The sequence below is a fragment of the Enterococcus alcedinis genome (genome assembly GCF_014635985.1).
Lineage (GTDB): Bacteria > Bacillota > Bacilli > Lactobacillales > Enterococcaceae > Enterococcus_I > Enterococcus_I alcedinis.
In genome coordinates this window covers 79,113-99,310 of the sequence record NZ_BMDT01000007.1, presented here as the reverse complement: position 1 = coordinate 99,310, position 20,198 = coordinate 79,113, and the positions used below count along the sequence as shown (strand labels likewise).

Below are 20,198 nucleotides of genomic sequence, written 5' to 3'. Positions count from 1 at the left end.
AACAATGAAACGTTTATTTTTCTTTTACTTCAATTAACAAGTCACCTGATTCAATCGGCTCTCCCGCTGAAACGTAGATTAATTCAACAATACCATCAAAACGAGCTTGAATCGTTGTTTCCATCTTCATCGCTTCAGTAACAAGCAATGTATCGCCACGTTTGACTTTGTCACCTTTTTTAACACTCACTTCTAAGACAGAACCTGACATCGTTGCACCATAATGTTCTTTGTTTGTCGGCTCAATTTTTTGTTTAGCTTGAATCGTACTCTTGATTGAACTATCTTTAACAATAATTTCACGACGTTGACCGTTTAAGTTAAAGAATAGTGTTCGGTTTCCTTCTAAATCAGGTTCACCAATATCATCTAAACGAATAATCAAGACTTTACCCTTTTCGATTTCAACGTTGACACGCTCACCTAAACGCATACCATAAAAGAACGTTGGTGTATCTAAAACTTTGACGTCAGCAAACATGTCATACGTTTTACGGTAAGTTAAGAAGACTTCTGGATACATAATGTAACTTAGTACTTCTTCATGTTTTGGTTCATAACCAATTAACTGCGCTAATTCCGCTTTAACATCATCAAAATTAACCGGTGCAGCTAATGAGCCTGGGCGTACATCGTAAGCTTCTTTGCCTTTTAAAATAATCGCTTGTAATTCTTTCGGGAAACCACCAACTGGTTGTCCTAAGTCACCTCTAAAGAAGCTAATAACTGATTCTGGGAAACTTAATTCCGTTCCACGTTCGTAGATGTCTTCTTCTGTTAAATCATTTTGCACCATAAAGAGTGCCATATCCCCTACAACTTTCGATGAAGGCGTTACTTTAACAATATCACCAAACATCATATTTACATGGCGATACATTTCTTTAATTTCATCCCAACGCTCACCAAGCCCTGTTGCTTTAGCTTGTTGTTGTAAGTTTGAATATTGACCACCTGGCATTTCATGTAAGTAAACTTCTGTTTGAGGTGCATTCAAACCATTTTCAAATGGCTTGTAGAACATGCGCACATCTTCCCAGTAATGATTTAATTTTTGAACTTTTTTAATTTCAACATCCGGTACTCGTTTACCATTGACTAAAGCAAAGTATAAGCTACTTAAGCTTGGTTGACTCGTATGGCTACTCATCGCACTAATTGCCACATCGACAATATCGACACCTGCTGTAACAGCCGCAGAATACGTAATAATACCATTTCCGCTTGTATCATGTGTGTGCAAGTGAATTGGCACATCAATTGCAGCCTTTAACTCACTAATTAAACGATAAGAAGCTTGTGGCATTAAGAGTCCTGCCATGTCTTTAATCGCAATCGTATGCGCACCTAAGGCTTGTAATTCTTTCGCCATATCAATGTAGTACTGCACGTTGTATTTCGCACGGCTCGGGTCATTGATATCACCGGTATAACAAATCGCTGCTTCTGCCAATTTGCCTGCATCGCGAACAGCTTGAATACTTTTCTCCATTTGTGGAATCCAGTTTAAGCTATCAAAAATACGGAAGACATCTATTCCTTGACTGGCTGCTTCATTAATAAACTCAACAATCACGTTATCTGGGTAATTTGAATAACCAACCGCATTTGAACCACGGAATAACATTTGTAAAAGCGTATTTGGCATGCGTTTACGTAATGTACGTAATCTTTCCCACGGATCTTCCGTTAAGAAACGATACGACACGTCAAACGTTGCGCCGCCCCACATTTCACTTGAGAATAATGTTGGAATTGCTTGTTCCGTTTGTGTCGCAATTTTTGCGATATCTGTTGTCCGAACACGTGTTGCAAGTAAACTTTGATGTGCATCACGGAAAGTTGTATCAGTTAACAAGACGTTCTTTTGTTCGGAAACCCATTTTGAAACAGCATCTGCTCCTTGTGTATCTAAAATGTTTTTAGCCGTTAAGATTTTTGGTTCAACGATTTCTAACTTTTTAGGAATACGCGGCGTATCAAAATGCTTTTTACGCACTTTTTCAATTCCTGGAAAGCCATTGACTGTAATTTCAGCAATGTATTTCATTGTTTTATTTCCACGGTCTCTCGTACGTGGGAATTCAAACAATTCAGGTGTTGTATCAATAAAGGTCGTATGCGCTTGACCAGTACGGAATTCTGGGTGTTTTACAACGTTACGCATGAAGGCTAAGTTTGTTTCGACACCACGAATACGGAATTCTTTCAAACTACGCTCCATTTTGCTAATCGCTTGTTCAAATGTTGCACCATGCGTACAAACTTTTACTAATAACGAATCAAAGTAAGGCGTAACAACGGCACCTGCATAAGCATTACCAACGTCTAAACGCACACCAAAACCACCTGGAGAGCGGTACGTATCAATTTTACCTGTATCTGGCATAAAGTTATTTACAGGATCTTCCGTTGTCACACGACATTGGATTGCTGCTCCTTCAAAAGTTAACTTATCTTGCGTTGGAATACCAATCTCTTTATGTAAATCCAAACCTTGAGCAATCAAAATTTGACTCGTTACAATATCAACATCGGTAATCATTTCTGTAATTGTATGTTCTACTTGAACACGTGGATTAACTTCAATAAAGTAGAAATTTTGACCTTCAACTAAGAATTCCACCGTTCCAGCGTTAATATAACCAACATGACTCATTAATTTAACAGCTGCTTGGCAAATTTCTTCACGTTGTTCATCAGACATTGAGACACAAGGAGCAACTTCAACCACTTTTTGGTGACGACGTTGCACGGAACAGTCACGTTCAAATAAATGGATCACGTTACCGTGTGTGTCCCCTAAAATTTGTACTTCAATATGTTTGGGTTGACTAATATATTTTTCTACATAAACTTCGTCACTACCAAAAGCGGCTTTCGCTTCACTTTTCGCACGTTCATAGCCATCTTTTGCTTCCGATTCGTTGTGTGCCACACGCATACCACGACCGCCGCCGCCAAGAGCCGCTTTAATCATTACGGGATAGCCATAATCATTTGCAAAAGCTAAGACGTCTTCTACTGAATCAATCGGACCGTCTGTCCCAGGAATTGATTGCACACCGGCTTCAATTGCTGCTTGTTTTGCTTTAATCTTATCACCAAAAATATCTAAATGATGGGGTGTTGGACCAATAAAAACAAGACCTTCTTCTTCACAACGACGAGCAAAAGCTAAATTTTCCGATAAAAATCCATAACCAGGGTGAATCGCTTCAGCTCCCGAATCCTTAGCAATACGAATAATGTCTTCAATATCTAAATACGCATCAATTGGACGTTTGCCTTTCCCAACAACGTAGGCTTCGTCTGCTTTAAAGCGATGTACAGAATACTCATCTTCTTCTGCATAAATACCGACTGTTTTAATTTTCAATTCCGAACAAGCACGAAAGACGCGCGTTGCAATTTCTCCACGGTTAGCTACTAAAATCTTTTTCATACAACTACTCCTTTTTAATTAAACCAATTGGTATTTTTTTCTTTTTTCGTCCGCACTAATATTTAGGACAAATCCGATACAAATCGAATAGGTTAATAAACTTGATCCACCTTGACTAATAAAGGGGAACGTAATTCCTGTTAAAGGAATAATCCCTGTAATTCCGCCTAAGTTAACAAAGACAGAAATTAATAATAATCCACCAATGCCGTAGCACATGATTGAATTAAATGGATCGTTTGAGCGGGTACCGATTAAAATGATTCGTGCAATCAAATAAAATAAAATCCCTAAGACGATGATTGCAACAATCAAGCCTAATTCTTCAACCACGATTGCAAAGGCAAAATCGGTGTGAGCGAATTTCAAGAAACCATTTTTTTGAATACTATTACCTAAGCCACGTCCAAATAATCCACCATTAAACATGGCATAATACCCTTGAATCATTTGATGACCATCACCAAACTCATCCACGAACGGATTACGAAAGGCCGCAAAACGCGAGACAACGTGGGCTGGTAAAAAAACTTTACCTATACTATTAACAAACAATACCGCAAGATAACTACCCACCACAGATAGCCCCCCCACAACTAATGTAAAACGATAATTGATGCCACTTGCTAATAAAATAATCATAACCAACAAAACGATAACAGCTGCATTACCATAATCTGGATAAAATGATAAAATCACAATTTGACCCAAAATTACAAAGAGTGAGCCCTTAACGATATCCAGAAATTTTTCTTGAACAATTTCTTGGTTTTTAGCTAAAGTAACAGTTAAAAACCAAATAATGATGACTTTTAAAAATTCAACCGGTTGAATGGTTCCCACACCAGGAACTTGGATCCAACCATAACTACCATTGACTGGATCAAAGAAGAATGCCAGGATCAACAGAAAGGTAATCACAACCATCGCAGTATACACTAACATTTTTTTCTTTAAAAAATCGAGTTTCATCTTATAGATAATAAAAATCGCAAACATACTAATCATCCAAAAGACAAATTGACTTATCGCTTGCTTGGCGGTATTTCCGCCCTTGATCAACTGAACATAAGAGGTCGTACTATAAACCATCATCAATCCTAAAATATTTAGAATAAGATATGGAAGTAAAATTCCCCAGTCGAGTAAATGTCTTTTTTTTAACGTGTTTGGCAAGTTACTACCCCTCCTTGCCTGTTTCAATCTCTTGACGTTCTGCAAATACTTCATGATACATACGATTTAAATCGCGTTCTAAATCACTTAATAGTTGCTGTCCTTCATTGTTGGTAATCGCTTCTAAGGATACCGCAAAAGCAATTTGTCGGGACAGTCCATACATTTGAGTATCAACAACTTCCTCAAAGGCTTTACAATGGGCGATACACAGGCTATTTTTTTGATTCGAAATTAAAAGTCGAATGCGATTTGCTTCTTCCTCAAGCAGCACAATCGCTCGTTTACCGGAAGATTCTTCCATTTTCAATACCCTCCTTTTTTATTCGTTTCATCATTATAGCATAATTTTCCTTTTATTCCTTGGAACTTTTCAAGAAAAAACGGAATTTAACTTTTCGTGAAACAAAACAACAATATGAAACTTTTTAGCTTGGTTTAAATTTTATTAATTTCAAGAAAGGTTCATTTAACAAGCTTTTTGATTTTTTAAATTTAAAGTTACCCACATTTTTAAAAAAATAAAGCAATTATTGCGTAACATTTATGCAATTTTTTTTAAATTAACGTTCAAGATTTACTCTCTGAACAAAATTCCTACTGAATAATCAGATTCATTTCGCTTAAATCACGAACAATGCTTGCATCGTTAAGCAAGAAACATCCATGTCTAAAGAGGAATGATACACTGATAAAGAGAACATGAATCCTTGAATGCGGAAGCTACTGGTAGCTATTGCATTCAAGGTATTTGAGGCGGCCCTCTTTTTGTCAAAAAAGCGCTGAAAGAAAATCTCAAATCGATTCTCAATCAACACCAAATATTATACAACCTAAACAAAAAGCTCAAGAGAGTTATTTTCTCTTGAGCTTTTCTTTTATCGATAAACAGATTAATCTGCTTTTCTACTTTTTTTCGCTGCTTTTTCACGTTCACTCTTATTTAAGATACGTTTACGTAAGCGAATGTTTTCTGGTGTTACTTCACAGTATTCATCATCATTTAAGAATTCTAGAGATTCTTCTAATGTTAGGTGACGAGGTTTTTTGATAACTGAAGTTTGATCTTTATTCGCTGAACGAACGTTAGTCATTTGTTTTGCTTTTGTGATATTAACTGTTAAGTCATTTTCACGTGCATTTTCACCAATGATCATACCTTCATAAACTTCTGTTGTTGGTTCAACAAAAATCGTTCCACGTTCTTCAATACTCATGATTGAGTAAGTTGTTGCTTTACCAGTATCAATCGAAACTAATGCACCGTGACGACGGCCGCCTAATTGTTGATTGATCATTGGTAAATATTGATCGAACGTATGGTGGAAGATTCCATAACCACGCGTTAATGATAAGAATTCGGTTGTGTAACCAATTAAACCACGAGCAGGTGCTAAGAAGATGACACGTACTTGACCGTTACCTGTGTTAATCATATCTTGCATTTCAGCTTTTCGGTTACCTAAAGATTCAATCACTGAACCTAAGTATTCTTCTGGTGTATCGATTTGAACACGTTCAAATGGCTCACATTTCACACCATCAATTTCACGTTCGATAACTTCTGGACGTGAAACTTGTAATTCATAACCTTCACGACGCATGTTTTCAATTAAGATTGATAAGTGAAGCTCTCCACGACCTGAAACAATCCATGAATCTGGTCCGATTGGGTCAATACGTAATGAAACGTCTGTTTGTAATTCTGACATTAAACGCTCTTCAATTTTACGAGCAGTTACGAATTTTCCTTCGCGACCAGCAAATGGTGAGTTGTTGACAAGGAAAGTCATTTGTAATGTTGGCTCATCAATATGTAAGATTGGTAGTGCTTCTTGGTGATCGGCAGGTGTTACTGTTTCTCCAACGAAGATATCTTCCATTCCTGAAACAGCGATTAAATCGCCCGCTCTTGCTTCTTGGATTTCAACACGATCAAAACCTAGGAAGCCCATTAATTTTGTAACGCGGAAGTTTTTAGCTGTACCATCAAGTTTCATTAATGATACTTGGTCTCCTACGCGGATTGTTCCACGGAAGACACGTCCAATACCAATACGTCCAACGTAGTCATTGTAATCAAGTAATGATACTTGGAATTGTAATGGCTCATCACTATTGTCAACTGGTGCTGGGATATGCTCTAAAATCGTATCAAATACATGGTTCATTGTTTTTTCTTGGTCTGCTGGATCATCAGATAAGCTTGATGTTCCATTTAATGCTGAAGCATAAATAACTGGGAAGTCTAACTGGTCGTCTTCTGCCCCTAATTCGATGAATAGTTCTAATACTTCATCAACAACGTGTGCTGGACGCGCAGAAGGTTTATCAATTTTGTTGATAACAACGATTGGTGTAACGCCTTGCTCTAACGCTTTCTTCAATACGAAACGTGTTTGAGGCATTGTCCCTTCATATGAGTCAACAACTAAGATAACACCATCAACCATCTTCATAATACGTTCCACTTCACCACCGAAATCGGCATGCCCTGGTGTATCTAAGATGTTGATACGTGAACCTTTATATTCAACCGCTGTGTTTTTTGCTAAAATCGTAATTCCACGTTCTTGTTCGATTGCATTTGAATCCATTGATTTTGCTTCACCACGTTGGCTAACTAAATCAGATTGGTTTAATAATTCATCGACTAATGTTGTTTTACCGTGGTCAACGTGGGCGATAATCGCGACGTTGCGTAGGTCTGTTCTATATTTCAATTTATTTTCTCCTTTTTTCTTATGGCTTTCCATTCGACAAGCAATTATAACAAAAAAACTTTCTGAAATATAGTGAAAAGTTTTCAAATCGTCATATTTTTTTTATTTACATCCATGGAAGCTCTAATGATAACTGATTTGAGAAGGTTTTATAGGCTTCTCTTTCTAATAAACGATGTTGACGACGTTGCTCATAACCTGCACAAACAAGCTTTTCTTCACTTGTTTCAGGTTGGACTTTAGGTAACGTAAAATTCGTCTCTTCATTCATGTGGCTAGGTATAGCAACAAAAGTCATAAAGCTCGTTGCAGCTAAGTAACGTTCCCCTGTGACTAGATCTTCACCAATCACTTTGACAAAGACCTCCATCGATTTACGATGCACACCTGAAATATACGTTTCAATACAGACGGAATGATTCGCGTGTAGTGGTTTCAAAAAATTAAATTGATCCAACGATGCGGTAACAGCTCCTCGACGACAATGACGGCTGACTGAAATCGATGCCGCATCATCTACCAACGTCATCAAACGCCCTCCGTATAAAAAACCAAAAGGATTCAAATCAAACGGAAAAATCCGATGCGTTTGAACGACTTTTGATACACGACATACTTTGACTTCTTCCATAGTTATTCCTCCACTCCTTAAGCTATTGTAGTATACAAACAAATGGGGGGCTTGTCGAGAAAAAAACAAAGGAACAAAAGATGTGATTGGCTTCTCACATCCACGTCCTTTGTTTCTTAATATTTTCTAAAGCGTTGATACCTATCTTCTAAAAGGTCAGGCAATTTTTTGCGCGATAGTTCTTTTAACTTATGAATTAAATCACTCTGCAGTCGCTTAATAATTGCTTCTTGGGTCAATGGTTCCCCACGAAACGTTTCTAGAATCACACGATCAACAACGTCTAATTCTTTTAACTCACGAGCAGTAATTTTCATTAAACCAGCGGCCTCATTGGCGCGACTACCATCTTTCCATAAAATCGATGCAAAGCCTTCTGGTGAAAGAATTGCATAAATCGAATGCTCTAGCATCCAAACTTCATCACCTAAAGCCAGCGCCAAAGCACCACCACTACCACCTTCACCAATAATAATTGAAATGATTGGTACACTTAAATCTGACATTGCGAGTAAGTTTTGAGCAATCGCTTCACCTTCGCCACGTTCTTCAGCCCCAATACCACAAAAGGCCCCTGCCGTGTTAATGAAGGTGATGACTGGTCGTTTGAACTTCTCTGCCTGTTTCATTAAACGCAACGCCTTACGATAGCCCTCAGGGTGCGGAGAACCAAAATTTCGACGCAAGTTCTCTGGTAAGTTGCGCCCTTTTTGAATCCCAATGACCGTTACTGGTTTCCCATCTAATAATGCGACGCCTCCTACGACTGCTTCGTCGTCAGCAAAGAAACGATCGCCGTGAAATTCTTGAAAATCGTCAAAAATCCCTTCAAAATAATCCAACGCCGTTAAACGATCTTTTGAGCGAGCAATTTGAACAATTTCATGTGCCGTTCTAGTCATGACTCCCCCATCCTTTCGCTGTATGCATCTGAACCAATTCAAAAATCCGTTGACGCAATGCCATTCTTGGCACGATTTGATCGACAAAACCATGCTCCAATAAAAATTCTGCCTTCTGGAAATCTTCTGGCAACTCTTGACGAATTGTTTGCTCAATCACTCGACGACCAGCAAAGCCGATTAATGCTTGAGGCTCCGCTAAAATAACGTCACCTTCCATCGCAAAACTAGCTGTTACACCACCAGTTGTCGGATCCGTTAAGATCGTCAAATAAAACAAACCTGCATTGCTGTGGCGTTTTACCGCTGCCGAGATTTTAGCCATTTGCATTAAGGATAAAATTCCTTCTTGCATTCGTGCGCCACCCGAAGCCGTAAAGATGACAACTGGTAATTGTAATTCAATCGCTCGTTCAAATAAACGCGTGATTTTTTCACCCACGACCGTTCCCATACTTCCCATAATAAAATGCGAATCCATGATCGCTAGAGCAATTTCTTGCCCTTTAACGGTTGCCTTACCTGTTAAAACCGCTTCGTTTAACTTCGTTGCTACTTTTATTTTCTCTAATTTATCGACGTATCCCGGAAAATCTAACGGGTCTTTCGTCAGTAAATCAGTATCCCATTCACTAAAACTCTTTTCATCGACCGTTAGAGCCAATCGCTCCCAAGCGGTAATCCGAAAATTGTATCCACAGTTTGGGCAAATTTTTTCTTCCCCCATATCTTTGCGATACAAGATATGCTTACAACTTGGACATTTCGCCCACATATCATCCGGAACTTGCGGTCCTTCTGATGCTGGGCTTTTATGAGCAGGTCGAATGGGTATATAGTTTTTTTTCTTTCTAAATAAAGCCATTTAAAGACCTCCTCTTAGTTTTCAGGCGTCCATGTTGGTAGAAATTCTTCTTGTAAAAAGGCTGTCGTATAGTCACCTGCAACAACGTTTGGATGGCTAATTAAATCCATCTGAAATTCCACGTTCGTTGTAATGCCTTCTGTTACAAATTCGCTGAGTGCGCGTTGCATTTTCATTAAGGCTTCTAAACGGGTTTCACCGTGCACAATGACTTTTGCGATCATTGAATCATAGTAAGGTGGAATTGTATAACCTGAGTACATCGCACTATCCACACGTAATCCCATACCACCACCTGGTAATAATAAGTTCTTAATCTTACCCGGTGAAGGCGCAAAGTTAAATGCTGGGTTTTCTGCATTGATCCGACATTCAATTGAATGCCCTGTAATCGTAATATCGTCTTGTTGTAGTGTTAACTTTTCACCACTGGCAATCTCAAGTTGTTTTTTTACAAGGTCGACGCCCGTTACCATTTCAGTAATTGGGTGTTCCACTTGGATGCGAGTATTCATTTCCATGAAATAAAATTCTCCCGATTGATCCATTAAAAATTCAATCGTTCCTGCATTACGATACGAGACTGCTTTGGCTGCACGTACAGCTGCTGCGCCAATTTCTTGACGTTTTTCTTCCGTAATTGCTACAGAAGGCGCTTCTTCCAAGACTTTTTGGTTGTTACGTTGCAACGAACAATCACGCTCGCCTAAGTGAATCACATGTCCGTAATGATCACCTAAGATCTGAACTTCAATGTGACGCGCCGGATAAATAATTTTTTCAATATACATTTCGTCATTACCAAATGCTGCCTTCGCTTCTTGTTGAGCCGATACAAAATTCGGTGCAAGTTCTTCTTGTGTAGTCACTTTACGAATCCCTTTACCACCGCCACCTGCTGCCGCTTTTAGCATCACAGGATAGCCAATTGTTTCAGCAATTTCGATTGCTTCTTCAACCGTTGAAATCGCACCATCACTTCCAGGGATTACAGGAACGCCGGCTTCAATCATTAAACGACGAGCATTAATCTTATTCCCCATGGCGTCAATTGTTTCACTTTTAGGTCCAATAAACGCAACATTAATCTCTTCACACATCGCTGCAAATTGGCTGTTCTCTGAAAGAAAACCGAATCCTGGGTGAATTGCTTGCGCTTTTGTTACGATGGCAGCACTTAATATTTGTTGTACATTTAAATAAGAATCCGCTGCTTTAGCTGGACCAATACAAATCGCCTCGTCCGCAAGTTCTGCGTGAAGAGCCTCTTTGTCTGCTTCTGAATAAACCGCTACCGTTTGAATGCCGAGTTCACGACATGCGCGAATAATTCTGACAGCAATCTCACCACGGTTTGCAATTAAAATTTTTGAAAACATATGTCACCTATCCAATCATGAAAGTTAATTCTGCTTCGGCAACTTTTTTGCCGTCAACACGAGCAATCCCTTTACCAATTCCTGCTGAAGATTTTACTTTGATGATTTCAACTTCTAAAATCAACGTGTCACCTGGTGTAACTTTTTGACGAAACTTCGCTTTATCAATCCCACCAAAGTAAGCCGTTTTCCCTTTAAATTGTTCTAAAGAAAGTAGCGCTACCGCACCGGCTTGTGCCATTGCTTCAACAATTAATACGCCAGGCATCACAGGTTCGTGAGGGAAATGACCTTGGAAAAATGGTTCATTAATTGTCACGTTTTTCTTCGCAATTACTTTTTCACCATCGATTAACTCTTCCACACGATCGATTAAAAGCATCGGATAACGATGTGGAATAATTTCTTTAATTTGTTGAATATTTAATTGTGTCATTTTTTATCCTTCTTTCACACGGAATAATGGTTGATTGTATTCAACAACATCCTCATTTTCAACGACAACCGCCACAATTTCGCCGGTCACATCACTTGTAATTTCATTCATTACTTTCATCGCTTCAACAATACAAACGACTTCACCTTTTGTTACGCGATCGCCAACGGATTTAAAATTCGGTTTGTCTGGTGCCGGTTTTAAATAGACCACGCCGACTAATGGCGAAACAATCTCCGTTCCTGCCGCTACACTTGCTATAGGCGCTTTTTCAACAACTGCTTCTTGAACGACCGGTAGTGAAACTTGAGGTGCATGCGGTACTTGAGCTTGAGCTGCTTCTTGATGAATCGCTTGTGTTGTTTGCGCCGCTTGTCCTCTTGATACATTATTTTTATTTAAATAAAGTTCAAACGAACCTTCTTTTAAGTTAAATTCTGTCAAAGTTGACTCACTAAATAACGATAATAATTCTTTTAAGTCTTTTTGTTCCATTTTATGCCTACGCCTCCCAACGCTTCAATAAAAGTACAGCATTGTGTCCACCAAAGCCTAATGAGTTACTCATCGCATATGTTAAATCAGCTTCAATACTGTCATTAATGACAATATTTAAATCAATCGCCTCATCTTGCTCAGTTACATTGATTGTCGGCGGAACAAATTGATGTTGTAAAGCTAAGAGTGATGCAATTGCTTCGATCCCACCAGCAGCACCTAATAAGTGTCCGGTCATCGATTTCGTACTACTTACATACGCGTTACGGTAATTTTCACCTAGCCCATATTGAATCGATGTTGCTTCTGCACTATCGTTAGCTGGCGTACTTGTTCCATGAGCGTTGATGTAGCCAATTTCAGACGGTTGAACGCCTGCTTCAGCCATCGCAAGTTTCATCGCTTTTCCAGCTCCTGAACCATCTGGATTCGGCGCTGTCATATGATAAGCATCACAGTTCGCGCCATATCCTACAACTTCACCTAAAATGTTCGCGCCACGTGCCAGTGCATGCTCTAATGATTCCATCACAAAGACACCCGCACCTTCACCCATAACAAATCCACTACGATTCTTATCAAAAGGTGTTGACGCTTTATTTGGATCTGTTTCTGTGGTCAAAGCTGTTAACGCAGCAAATCCTGCGATTCCAATTTCACAAATCGTCGCTTCTGATCCACCAGCAATAATGACATCGGAATAGCCATGTTTAATACTACGGAAAGCTTCACCGATTGAGTGCGTTCCTGAAGCACATGCTGTTACAATTGTTGTACAAATACCTTTTGCACCGACACGTAAAGCAATATTTCCCGCAACCATGTTTACGATTGACATTGGAACAAACATTGGCGATACGCGATTGGCACCTTTATCATTCATGCGTGTTACTTGATCTTGAATCGTAGGTAAACCACCGATTCCTGATCCAACGATTACACCAAAGCGGTCCTGATCGACCTTATCACTTGATAGTTCAGCCATCTCAAGCGCTTCTAATGCCGCATAAATACCATAGATTGAAAACATATCCATTCGTTTTGTATCTTTTTTCTTGAAATATTTTTCTAAAGGAAATTCTTTGACCTCACCAGCAACAGAAATCCCTGTTGCTTCTGCATCAAATTTCGTGATTGGTCCAATCCCGTTTGTTCCATTTTTTAAACTCGATAAAAAGTCTTCCGGTGTGTTTCCGATTGGAGAAGCAACACCATAACCTGTAACTACTACTCGATTCATTCTATTATTCTCCTATCCTTATCCGTGCATCACTAAGCCGCCATCAACATTGATGACTTGACCTGTAATGTAAGTACTTTTTGCTAAAAAGATGGCTGTTTGAGCGACATCTGACACTTCACCAAAACGTTGCATCGGAATATTTTTCATGACTTCTTCTACGACTTTTTCTGACAATACATCGGTCATATCGGTTTTGATAAACCCAGGAGCAATCGCATTACACGTAATGCCACGAGGGGCAACTTCACGAGCAACCGATTTGGTAAAACCAATGACTCCTGCTTTACTTGCCGCGTAGTTTGCTTGTCCAACGTTCCCCATTAAACCAGAGACGCTCGATAAGTTAATAATCGCACCTTCACGTTGTTTTAACATTTTCTTTAAAACTTGTTGCGTCATATTAAACGTACCGGTTAAATTGATTTTTAACACTTGATCAAACTCGTCTGGTTTCATTCTTAACATTAACTTATCATTCGTAATTCCAGCATTGTTAACTAGAATTGTTACCGGTCCTAACTGATCTTCCGTTTCTTTAATCATTCTACCCGCTTGCTCAAAATCAGAAATGTCACCCGAAACAGCGATACATTTCACACCAAGGTCAGTGATTTCTGCAATGAGTGCATCTGAAATGGCACTGCGTCCATTTAAAACAATATTGGCACCTTCTTTTGCAAAAGCTTTTGCAATTTCTAACCCAATACCACGTGTGCTACCTGTAATAAAAGCAACTTTATCTTTTAAATTCATAGTCGTCTCCTAACCTAAAGCGCTCAATGTCTCTTCGAATGTTTTCACATCTTCGACACGCGTCACTTTGATTGTCTTATCAATTTTCTTCACAAAACCAGTCAATACTTTTCCTGGTCCAATTTCAACGATTTGTTCGACACCTAAATGTTTCAGTGTATCAATACTTTCGTAAAAACGTACAGGGGACATCACTTGTTGTTCTAGTAACTCTTTAATCTCGCTTTGGGCCATAACTTTGGCAGTTGTGTTACTAATCACCGGAATGATCATTTCATTGAATGAAACGTCAGCTAGAACTGCTTTTAATTGTTCAGCAGCCGGCTTTAAAAGGGCCGTATGAAAAGGGCCACTCACATTTAGCGGAATCATCCGCTTAGCACCTGCTTCTGTTAAATAAGCCATTGCTTGGTCAACTGCCGCAACTTCGCCGCCAATCACGATTTGTTGAGGCGTATTATAATTCGCAGGAGAAACAATGCCTATTGCACTGGCTTTTTGACACGCTTCTTCAATCGTTTCAATCGGTGTATTCATCACAGCAACCATTTTTCCGGTGCCATGTGGTGCCGCATTGGCCATAAATGCCCCACGCTGAGCAACAAGTTTTAGCGCAACATCAAAATCTAGCGCACCGCTAGCCACCAAGGCTGAGTACTCACCTAGACTTAGTCCAGCAACATAATCACACGTTTGACCTTTTTCTTGCAATAAGCGCCAAAATGCGACGCTCACTGTTAAAATAGCTGGTTGTGTATATTCTGTTTGGTTTAGCTGCTCATTTTCAGTAAAGCATTGATTTGCCATATCATAACCAAGGACACGACTGGCCTCATCAAATGTTGCTTTGACAATCGGTTCTTGTTCGTATAACTCTTGTCCCATGCCCACATACTGTGCACCTTGTCCACTAAATAAAAAAGCTTTCTTCATGTCAATCTCCTTCGATACGTTAAAGTCTTCATTTTTTGAGGAATCAAAAAATATCTCAGCGTTTTAGTCTTTTTTGGAAAAAAGCAAAGGCCAGGCTTTTAGCCCAGCCTTTTGAATTATGCTTGTTTTTCTACGTATTTAACTAAATCTTCAACTGTTGTAATACCGTCTTCTGTTTCGATTTTCACATCAAACTCATCTTCGATTTCGTTGATGATTTGGAATAAATCTAAGCTATCTGCTTCTAGATCTTCTTGGATATTCGTTGTTAATTTAATTTCTTCTACATCTTTACCTAATTCTTCTGCGATAATTTCTTGAATTTTTTCAAATGACATTTTAAAATTCCTCCAATATAGTTATATTCATTTTATTTTTTAATTTATGTTCACAAGTTTATAGAGTGATTAACACGGAACCCCATGTTAAACCCCCACCAAAACCTGAAAGAACCACTTTTTGGTTGTTGCCTAAAACAATTGTACCTGCTTCAACGGATTCATCTAATAAAATTGGAATCGTTGCTGCCGATGTATTGCCATATTTATCCATGTTTTGTAGAAATTTATGTCGCTCAACTTTTAATTTGCGCGCAATTTTATCTAAAATACGTGAATTCGCTTGATGAAGAAGATAATAATCAATCGTCTCTTCTTCGCCTTCAATTAAGGTTGCAAGACTTTTCGCCACATCACGTGTCGCAAAATCAAAAATATCTCGACCGTTCATCTGAAGACAAGCCGTTTTTTTAGTTACTTCTTTTGTAAATGGGTTGTTTTGCACATTCGCAAAACCTGATGTTAATGATAGGCCTCGCGTCCCATCCGCATGAAGGCTTTCTTTTAGTAAGTGTTGGTGTTCTGAAGCTTCTAATAACACCCCGCCTGCACCATCACCAAACAATACAGCAGTTGTCCGATCTTCCCAGTCCAAAACTTTCGATATCACTTCACCACCAATAATTAGGCCTTTTTTGGAACCTGTACGAATCAGTTTTTCGCCCATTGATAAGGCGTAAACAAATCCTGCACATGCGGCACTAATATCAAAGGCAAAAGCATTGGTCGCACCGATTGCGCCTTGTACAAGACAAGCCACAGAAGGTGAATTGTAATCTGGAGACATCGTTGCAACAAGCACAAAATCAAGTTCTTGTGCGGTTACCTGACTTTTTCCGAGCAACTTATTCGCGACTTGAATACATAAATCAGAAGTGTTTTCAGTCGTTGCGATTCGTCGTTCTTTAATTCCTGTACGAGAATAAATCCATTCATCACTCGTATCCATTACTTCAGCTAGTTGATCATTTGTAATGATTTGTTCTGGTAAATAACTAGCAGTTGCTGTAATCTTTCCAAATTTCATCATGCATATACACTCACTTATACTCTTGTAAGAAAAGATGAAGATTATTCAAAGCTCGTAAAAGCGCCTCTGATTCATCCTTCTCCATGTTCTGTAATGTCGCTTCAATCATTTTTCGATGGAAGCTTTGGTGAACACGGTACAATAGCTTTCCTTTTTTCGTCAATGATAATTTAACAACACGTCGATCGTCTTCACTACGAATTCGTTCAACGTAATTCTTTTTAACTAATCGATTGATAGCTGTTGTTAACGTACCTACCGTAATTGCAAGTTCCTTAGCGACTTCAGAAGTCGTTTTCTTACGATACATACCAATTGCTTCAATCGTATGCATTTCTGTAATCGATAAATCATTAAAGTGTGATTTTCTTAATTCCGATTCTTCAATTACTAAAATATCGTTAAAAACTTCCACTAATAAATCGTTAATTTTTTCAAAATCCGGTCGCATCTTTAGCAGTCCTCACTCAATTAGTTTGATAGTCAAATCGTTTGACAATCAAACTATAATTTAAATAAGCATGAATTGCAAGCTTATTTTGGATATTTCTATGATTTTTAGCTAAAAAAACGCTTTTTTCGCTAAAAAACCAGCTTTTTTCCCTTTGACTATCAAACTATTTTTTCTTTTTTATATTTTTTTAATGAAATTTATAATCGTTAAATTTTCGGAAAGTATAACTTCACTCTCTTTTTCAAAACCGTGTTTTGTATAAAATTGAATCGCCGGTAAATTTTTGTGTCCGGTTGATACGATCATTTTTTTACATTCAGAATGCCTTTGATTGACATAATCTAGTAACTGACGACCAATCCCTTGTCTAAATACACGGGGATCAACAAATAAGCGATAAATATCAAGGGTGCTCCCTTCAATCTTATATGAAAGTATCCCGACTAATTTTGAGTCATGATAAGAACCGATGAACAACTCATCTACAGCTTGTAAACTTTCATATGATTCCTGTAAGGGCGGGATTTCATCTGTACCTAATAATTCTGCTTCTATTAGATAGGCAGATTTTTGAATACGATACACCTCTTGTGCAATTTCGTCGTTTGATAAATCTAATTTTTGAAACATGTTTTCTCCTTCACTCCTAATAACGATAATCAATCATACTTTTTTCAGCATCACATCTCTAAAAAGACACGACATGGGCTGAACAGCTAACTTCTTTCAACAATTAAAGGGAAGCAGCCGCAGTCGATAACCGATTCTTATCAACCGTACCCTATCTCTCATTCTTTATCATCCTTATAATAAAGGAAATAAAACTTGGATTGAAAAAAATATCTGAAAAGAAGTACATTACGTAGCTCTTCTCAGATATTTTTTTATTGAATTAAATCATAAATTTCAATGGCCACAATATCAACATTATCAAATTGATAAGGTTGTTTCGTTTGACTATCTGTTAATTCAAAAGTTTCTGTTGAATGATCATAACTAACTGTACACTGTTCCACGCCTTCTTTTTCAAATCGACGAATTTGTACCTCGTTATCTTGCGCCTCAATCATCGCTTCTAAGCGTTTGATGATTGCTACTAATTGAGAATTTTTCATTCACTAGACCTCCTTTTTTCACTTCTGTTACATTGTAACAAAAGTACGGCCTTCTTGCATTGATTTTCGGTGTTTTTTTCACTTTTTAATTTTTTACTAATCTTTGATTTCTTATAATAAAAAAATACCTGAAAAAATACCGATTTGTCGACTTAATTGGACCACCAAAGTTTAATTAAGGCTTGCGTTCCATCGTCAGCAAAACCTTTTGTTGCTAGCTTTTCATAAAGTTGTTCGGCTAATTGTGTCATCGGTAATTCAATGCCCATATTTTTTGCTTCATCTAGTACAATTTTTAAATCTTTTATAAAATGCTTTACAAAGAAACCTGGTGTATAATCTTGACTTAAAATACGTGGAGAATAATTAATCATCGACCAATTCGCTGCTGCACCACCTGCTAATGTTTCAACGACGTTCTTTAAATCCAAACCTGCCGATTGACTATAGACAAGCATCTCTGTCATGCCAAGCATGGTTCCTGCTACCATAATCTGATTGGCCATTTTTGTATGTTGGCCTTTTCCAGCTGCTCCGTGGAGACGATACGATTTCCCGAAAGCTTCAAACAGTGGTAAGACGCGCTCATATGCCTCTGAACTTCCTCCAACCATAATCGTCAATGTACCATTCTGTGCTCCTAAATCGCCACCTGAAACAGGCGCATCCAGGCTAAATCCTTGCCGTTCACGTGCGAACTGCTCGATTTTCTCTGCTAGCGTAGGAGTACTCGTCGTTAAATCCACTAAAACTTTATTTGAGACATCGCTCGCAAAAATTCCTTTTTCCGTATCAAAATAAGTCGCTTCCACATCACTCGGGTAACCAACCATCGTAAAGATGATTTCACTTGCTGCAGCAACTTCTTTCGCACTGACGCACCAATTAGCTCCACGAGCAATTAAATCATCCGCTTTACTCTTTGTTCGTGTATAAATCGACACCTCATGCCCCGCATTTAAAAGGTGTTTGACAATCGATTGCCCCATCACGCCCGTTCCAATAAACCCAACTTTCATCTTGATTCCTCCAACTACGCTTATTTTGTCAGTATTTTAAATTGTCTCAATCGTGTTTTTAAACGACTCTCATCTTTTCTTTCTTGAAACTTTTTTTCGACATATTGATTCAAAACCTCACAATAAAAAGCAATCATTGATTCACCAAAAAATTCAGCAGAAATCTCGTATAATTTCTGTTGCACGACGGCTGGATTCTTAGCTGGATTATCCGTTAAATATTCAATCAAACTCGCTGAAAAACCTTGTCGCTCATCATAAGTCTGCCCTAGAGAATAGTCAGTAATTAACTGATCTAAGTAAGCATTTCCTGCAACAATCATCTGAGTACCTGAAGCCATTGCTTCGGTGTACGTTAATCCTTGCGTTTCTGAAGTTGAGGCACTGACAAAATAATCAGCGGCATGGTAATAATGAGCCACTTCATCAGCCGGTACTTCGCCTACAAAGACCACAACTTCTGTTAAACCAAGTTCCGCCACGAGAGACTCTAAATTAGCCCGATAAGGACCATCTCCAACAATCATTAGACGCACCTCTGGAAACGCGGTGATCACTTGCGGCAACTCTTCAATAATTTTGTGGATGTTTTTTTCATAAGAAAGACGACTTAATGACAGCAATAATTTTTGCTCCGGCATAATGCCCCATTTCTCCCGTAATGATTGCGACATTTCTTGTGTAATATCTGGTCGAATAAATTTCTCAACATCGATACCTGTTGGAATAATTCGCATCTGTGCTCTCGCTCCATAGCGCCGTAAAGTATCGACTACACGCTGACTTGGACAAACAACTCCCGATGAATGATCCACAAATTCGCGTGATAAAAACTTAACATATGATGGACGTAGAACTTTCCCCTTCGCAATATAATGCAAATAATCTTCATACATTGTATGGTACGTATGAATCACTGGCACATCCAGTCGCTTACCAATCCACTTCCCTAATAACCCGGCACCAAATTCCGTATGAGTGTGTATTAAATCCAAGTCATACTCTTTTGCTTTAAGATACGCAAACCAAAAACCTCGAACAACAATGCGGCGTTCTTTAAAGGACACAAATGGAACACTCGGCATCCGAATAATATTTCGTTCATATTTCGGCGCTTTTGGATCCGTTGTTGTAAAAATATAAACTTCGTGCCCTTTTAGCTCTAGTTGTTCTTTTAATGTTTTAATTGACGTCGAAACACCACTAACTTGCGGAAAATACGTATCTGTAAAAAAACCAATTTTCATTTTATTTCACC

The 20,198-nt window shown here is 38.5% G+C and carries 20 protein-coding genes; all 20 read right to left on the bottom strand.

Going from position 1 to position 20,198, the window contains the following annotated elements; translation table 11 throughout:
• Positions 1-13: 13 nt before the first annotated feature.
• The gene (locus IEV09_RS08560; RefSeq protein ID WP_188367875.1) at positions 14-3,445 is read right to left on the bottom strand and encodes a pyruvate carboxylase; all 3,432 of its coding nucleotides are present in this window, start codon (positions 3,443-3,445) and stop codon (positions 14-16) included.
• Positions 3,446-3,463: 18 nt separating this feature from the next.
• Positions 3,464-4,621: an FtsW/RodA/SpoVE family cell cycle protein gene (locus IEV09_RS08555; protein WP_188367874.1), complete on the bottom strand. Its 1,158-nt coding sequence runs from the start codon at positions 4,619-4,621 to the stop codon at positions 3,464-3,466.
• Positions 4,622-4,625: 4 nt separating this feature from the next.
• Positions 4,626-4,925: a DUF1507 family protein gene (locus tag IEV09_RS08550; protein ID WP_188367873.1), complete on the bottom strand. Its 300-nt coding sequence runs from the start codon at positions 4,923-4,925 to the stop codon at positions 4,626-4,628.
• A gap of 589 nt (positions 4,926-5,514) precedes the next feature.
• On the bottom strand, positions 5,515-7,344 hold the full coding sequence (gene typA / locus IEV09_RS08545; RefSeq protein WP_188367872.1) for a translational GTPase TypA: 1,830 nt from the start codon (positions 7,342-7,344) through the stop codon (positions 5,515-5,517).
• A gap of 106 nt (positions 7,345-7,450) precedes the next feature.
• Positions 7,451-7,975, bottom strand: coding sequence for an acyl-CoA thioesterase (locus IEV09_RS08540; protein ID WP_188367871.1), 525 nt, complete (start codon positions 7,973-7,975; stop codon positions 7,451-7,453).
• Positions 7,976-8,091: 116 nt separating this feature from the next.
• Positions 8,092-8,877: an acetyl-CoA carboxylase carboxyl transferase subunit alpha gene (locus IEV09_RS08535; protein ID WP_188367870.1), complete on the bottom strand. Its 786-nt coding sequence runs from the start codon at positions 8,875-8,877 to the stop codon at positions 8,092-8,094.
• On the bottom strand, positions 8,870-9,742 hold the full coding sequence (accD, locus tag IEV09_RS08530) for an acetyl-CoA carboxylase, carboxyltransferase subunit beta (protein ID WP_188367869.1): 873 nt from the start codon (positions 9,740-9,742) through the stop codon (positions 8,870-8,872). The genes IEV09_RS08535 and accD overlap by 8 nt, the downstream gene beginning before the upstream one ends.
• A gap of 14 nt (positions 9,743-9,756) precedes the next feature.
• On the bottom strand, positions 9,757-11,121 hold the full coding sequence (locus IEV09_RS08525) for an acetyl-CoA carboxylase biotin carboxylase subunit (protein ID WP_188367868.1): 1,365 nt from the start codon (positions 11,119-11,121) through the stop codon (positions 9,757-9,759).
• A 7-nt stretch (positions 11,122-11,128) separates the two neighbouring features.
• On the bottom strand, positions 11,129-11,557 hold the full coding sequence (gene fabZ / locus IEV09_RS08520; RefSeq protein WP_188367867.1) for a 3-hydroxyacyl-ACP dehydratase FabZ: 429 nt from the start codon (positions 11,555-11,557) through the stop codon (positions 11,129-11,131).
• 3 nt (positions 11,558-11,560) lie between these two features.
• The gene (accB, locus tag IEV09_RS08515; protein WP_188367866.1) at positions 11,561-12,052 is read right to left on the bottom strand and encodes an acetyl-CoA carboxylase biotin carboxyl carrier protein; all 492 of its coding nucleotides are present in this window, start codon (positions 12,050-12,052) and stop codon (positions 11,561-11,563) included.
• Positions 12,053-12,059: 7 nt separating this feature from the next.
• A complete protein-coding gene (gene fabF, locus IEV09_RS08510) occupies positions 12,060-13,295 on the bottom strand; it encodes a beta-ketoacyl-ACP synthase II (RefSeq protein WP_188367865.1) in 1,236 nt (411 codons plus the stop codon).
• A gap of 18 nt (positions 13,296-13,313) precedes the next feature.
• Entirely contained in the window at positions 13,314-14,051 is a 738-nt protein-coding gene (gene fabG, locus IEV09_RS08505; RefSeq protein ID WP_188367864.1) for a 3-oxoacyl-[acyl-carrier-protein] reductase, read from the bottom strand.
• A 9-nt stretch (positions 14,052-14,060) separates the two neighbouring features.
• The gene (fabD, locus tag IEV09_RS08500) at positions 14,061-14,984 is read right to left on the bottom strand and encodes an ACP S-malonyltransferase (RefSeq protein WP_188367863.1); all 924 of its coding nucleotides are present in this window, start codon (positions 14,982-14,984) and stop codon (positions 14,061-14,063) included.
• A 116-nt stretch (positions 14,985-15,100) separates the two neighbouring features.
• A complete protein-coding gene (locus tag IEV09_RS08495) occupies positions 15,101-15,322 on the bottom strand; it encodes an acyl carrier protein (protein WP_188367862.1) in 222 nt (73 codons plus the stop codon).
• Positions 15,323-15,380: 58 nt separating this feature from the next.
• Positions 15,381-16,352, bottom strand: coding sequence for a beta-ketoacyl-ACP synthase III (locus IEV09_RS08490; protein ID WP_188367861.1), 972 nt, complete (start codon positions 16,350-16,352; stop codon positions 15,381-15,383).
• A 10-nt stretch (positions 16,353-16,362) separates the two neighbouring features.
• Positions 16,363-16,803, bottom strand: a complete 441-nt coding sequence (fabT, locus tag IEV09_RS08485; RefSeq protein ID WP_188367860.1) for a fatty acid biosynthesis transcriptional regulator FabT — start codon at positions 16,801-16,803, stop codon at positions 16,363-16,365.
• Positions 16,804-16,983: 180 nt separating this feature from the next.
• Positions 16,984-17,436, bottom strand: coding sequence for a GNAT family N-acetyltransferase (locus IEV09_RS08480; RefSeq protein WP_188367859.1), 453 nt, complete (start codon positions 17,434-17,436; stop codon positions 16,984-16,986).
• A gap of 254 nt (positions 17,437-17,690) precedes the next feature.
• Positions 17,691-17,921, bottom strand: coding sequence for a YkuJ family protein (locus tag IEV09_RS08475; RefSeq protein ID WP_188367858.1), 231 nt, complete (start codon positions 17,919-17,921; stop codon positions 17,691-17,693).
• Positions 17,922-18,073: 152 nt separating this feature from the next.
• Positions 18,074-18,940, bottom strand: coding sequence for an NAD(P)-dependent oxidoreductase (locus IEV09_RS08470; RefSeq protein WP_188367857.1), 867 nt, complete (start codon positions 18,938-18,940; stop codon positions 18,074-18,076).
• A gap of 20 nt (positions 18,941-18,960) precedes the next feature.
• Complete coding sequence (locus IEV09_RS08465; RefSeq protein WP_188367856.1) at positions 18,961-20,187, bottom strand: glycosyltransferase family 4 protein; 1,227 nt, start codon at positions 20,185-20,187, stop codon at positions 18,961-18,963.
• Positions 20,188-20,198: the final 11 nt, after the last annotated feature.

Bases quoted from the DNA above. Each gene is read 5' to 3' on its own strand.
- IEV09_RS08525 (WP_188367868.1), bottom strand. From the start codon at position 11,121: ATGTTTTCAAAAATTTTAATTGCAAACCGTGGTGAGATTGCTGTCAGA.
- fabT (WP_188367860.1), bottom strand. From the start codon at position 16,803: ATGCGACCGGATTTTGAAAAAATTAACGATTTATTAGTGGAAGTTTTT.
- IEV09_RS08465 (WP_188367856.1), bottom strand. From the start codon at position 20,187: ATGAAAATTGGTTTTTTTACAGATACGTATTTTCCGCAAGTTAGTGGT.
- IEV09_RS08490 (WP_188367861.1), bottom strand. From the start codon at position 16,352: ATGATGAAATTTGGAAAGATTACAGCAACTGCTAGTTATTTACCAGAA.
- fabG (WP_188367864.1), bottom strand. From the start codon at position 14,051: ATGAATTTAAAAGATAAAGTTGCTTTTATTACAGGTAGCACACGTGGT.
- accB (WP_188367866.1), bottom strand. From the start codon at position 12,052: ATGGAACAAAAAGACTTAAAAGAATTATTATCGTTATTTAGTGAGTCA.
- fabD (WP_188367863.1), bottom strand. From the start codon at position 14,984: ATGAAGAAAGCTTTTTTATTTAGTGGACAAGGTGCACAGTATGTGGGC.
- IEV09_RS08540 (WP_188367871.1), bottom strand. From the start codon at position 7,975: ATGGAAGAAGTCAAAGTATGTCGTGTATCAAAAGTCGTTCAAACGCAT.
- fabZ (WP_188367867.1), bottom strand. From the start codon at position 11,557: ATGACACAATTAAATATTCAACAAATTAAAGAAATTATTCCACATCGT.
- fabF (WP_188367865.1), bottom strand. From the start codon at position 13,295: ATGAATCGAGTAGTAGTTACAGGTTATGGTGTTGCTTCTCCAATCGGA.
- IEV09_RS08480 (WP_188367859.1), bottom strand. From the start codon at position 17,436: ATGTTTCAAAAATTAGATTTATCAAACGACGAAATTGCACAAGAGGTG.
- IEV09_RS08550 (WP_188367873.1), bottom strand. From the start codon at position 4,925: ATGGAAGAATCTTCCGGTAAACGAGCGATTGTGCTGCTTGAGGAAGAA.
- accD (WP_188367869.1), bottom strand. From the start codon at position 9,742: ATGGCTTTATTTAGAAAGAAAAAAAACTATATACCCATTCGACCTGCT.
- IEV09_RS08560 (WP_188367875.1), bottom strand. From the start codon at position 3,445: ATGAAAAAGATTTTAGTAGCTAACCGTGGAGAAATTGCAACGCGCGTC.
- IEV09_RS08495 (WP_188367862.1), bottom strand. From the start codon at position 15,322: ATGTCATTTGAAAAAATTCAAGAAATTATCGCAGAAGAATTAGGTAAA.
- IEV09_RS08475 (WP_188367858.1), bottom strand. From the start codon at position 17,921: ATGAAAAATTCTCAATTAGTAGCAATCATCAAACGCTTAGAAGCGATG.
- IEV09_RS08535 (WP_188367870.1), bottom strand. From the start codon at position 8,877: ATGACTAGAACGGCACATGAAATTGTTCAAATTGCTCGCTCAAAAGAT.
- IEV09_RS08470 (WP_188367857.1), bottom strand. From the start codon at position 18,940: ATGAAAGTTGGGTTTATTGGAACGGGCGTGATGGGGCAATCGATTGTC.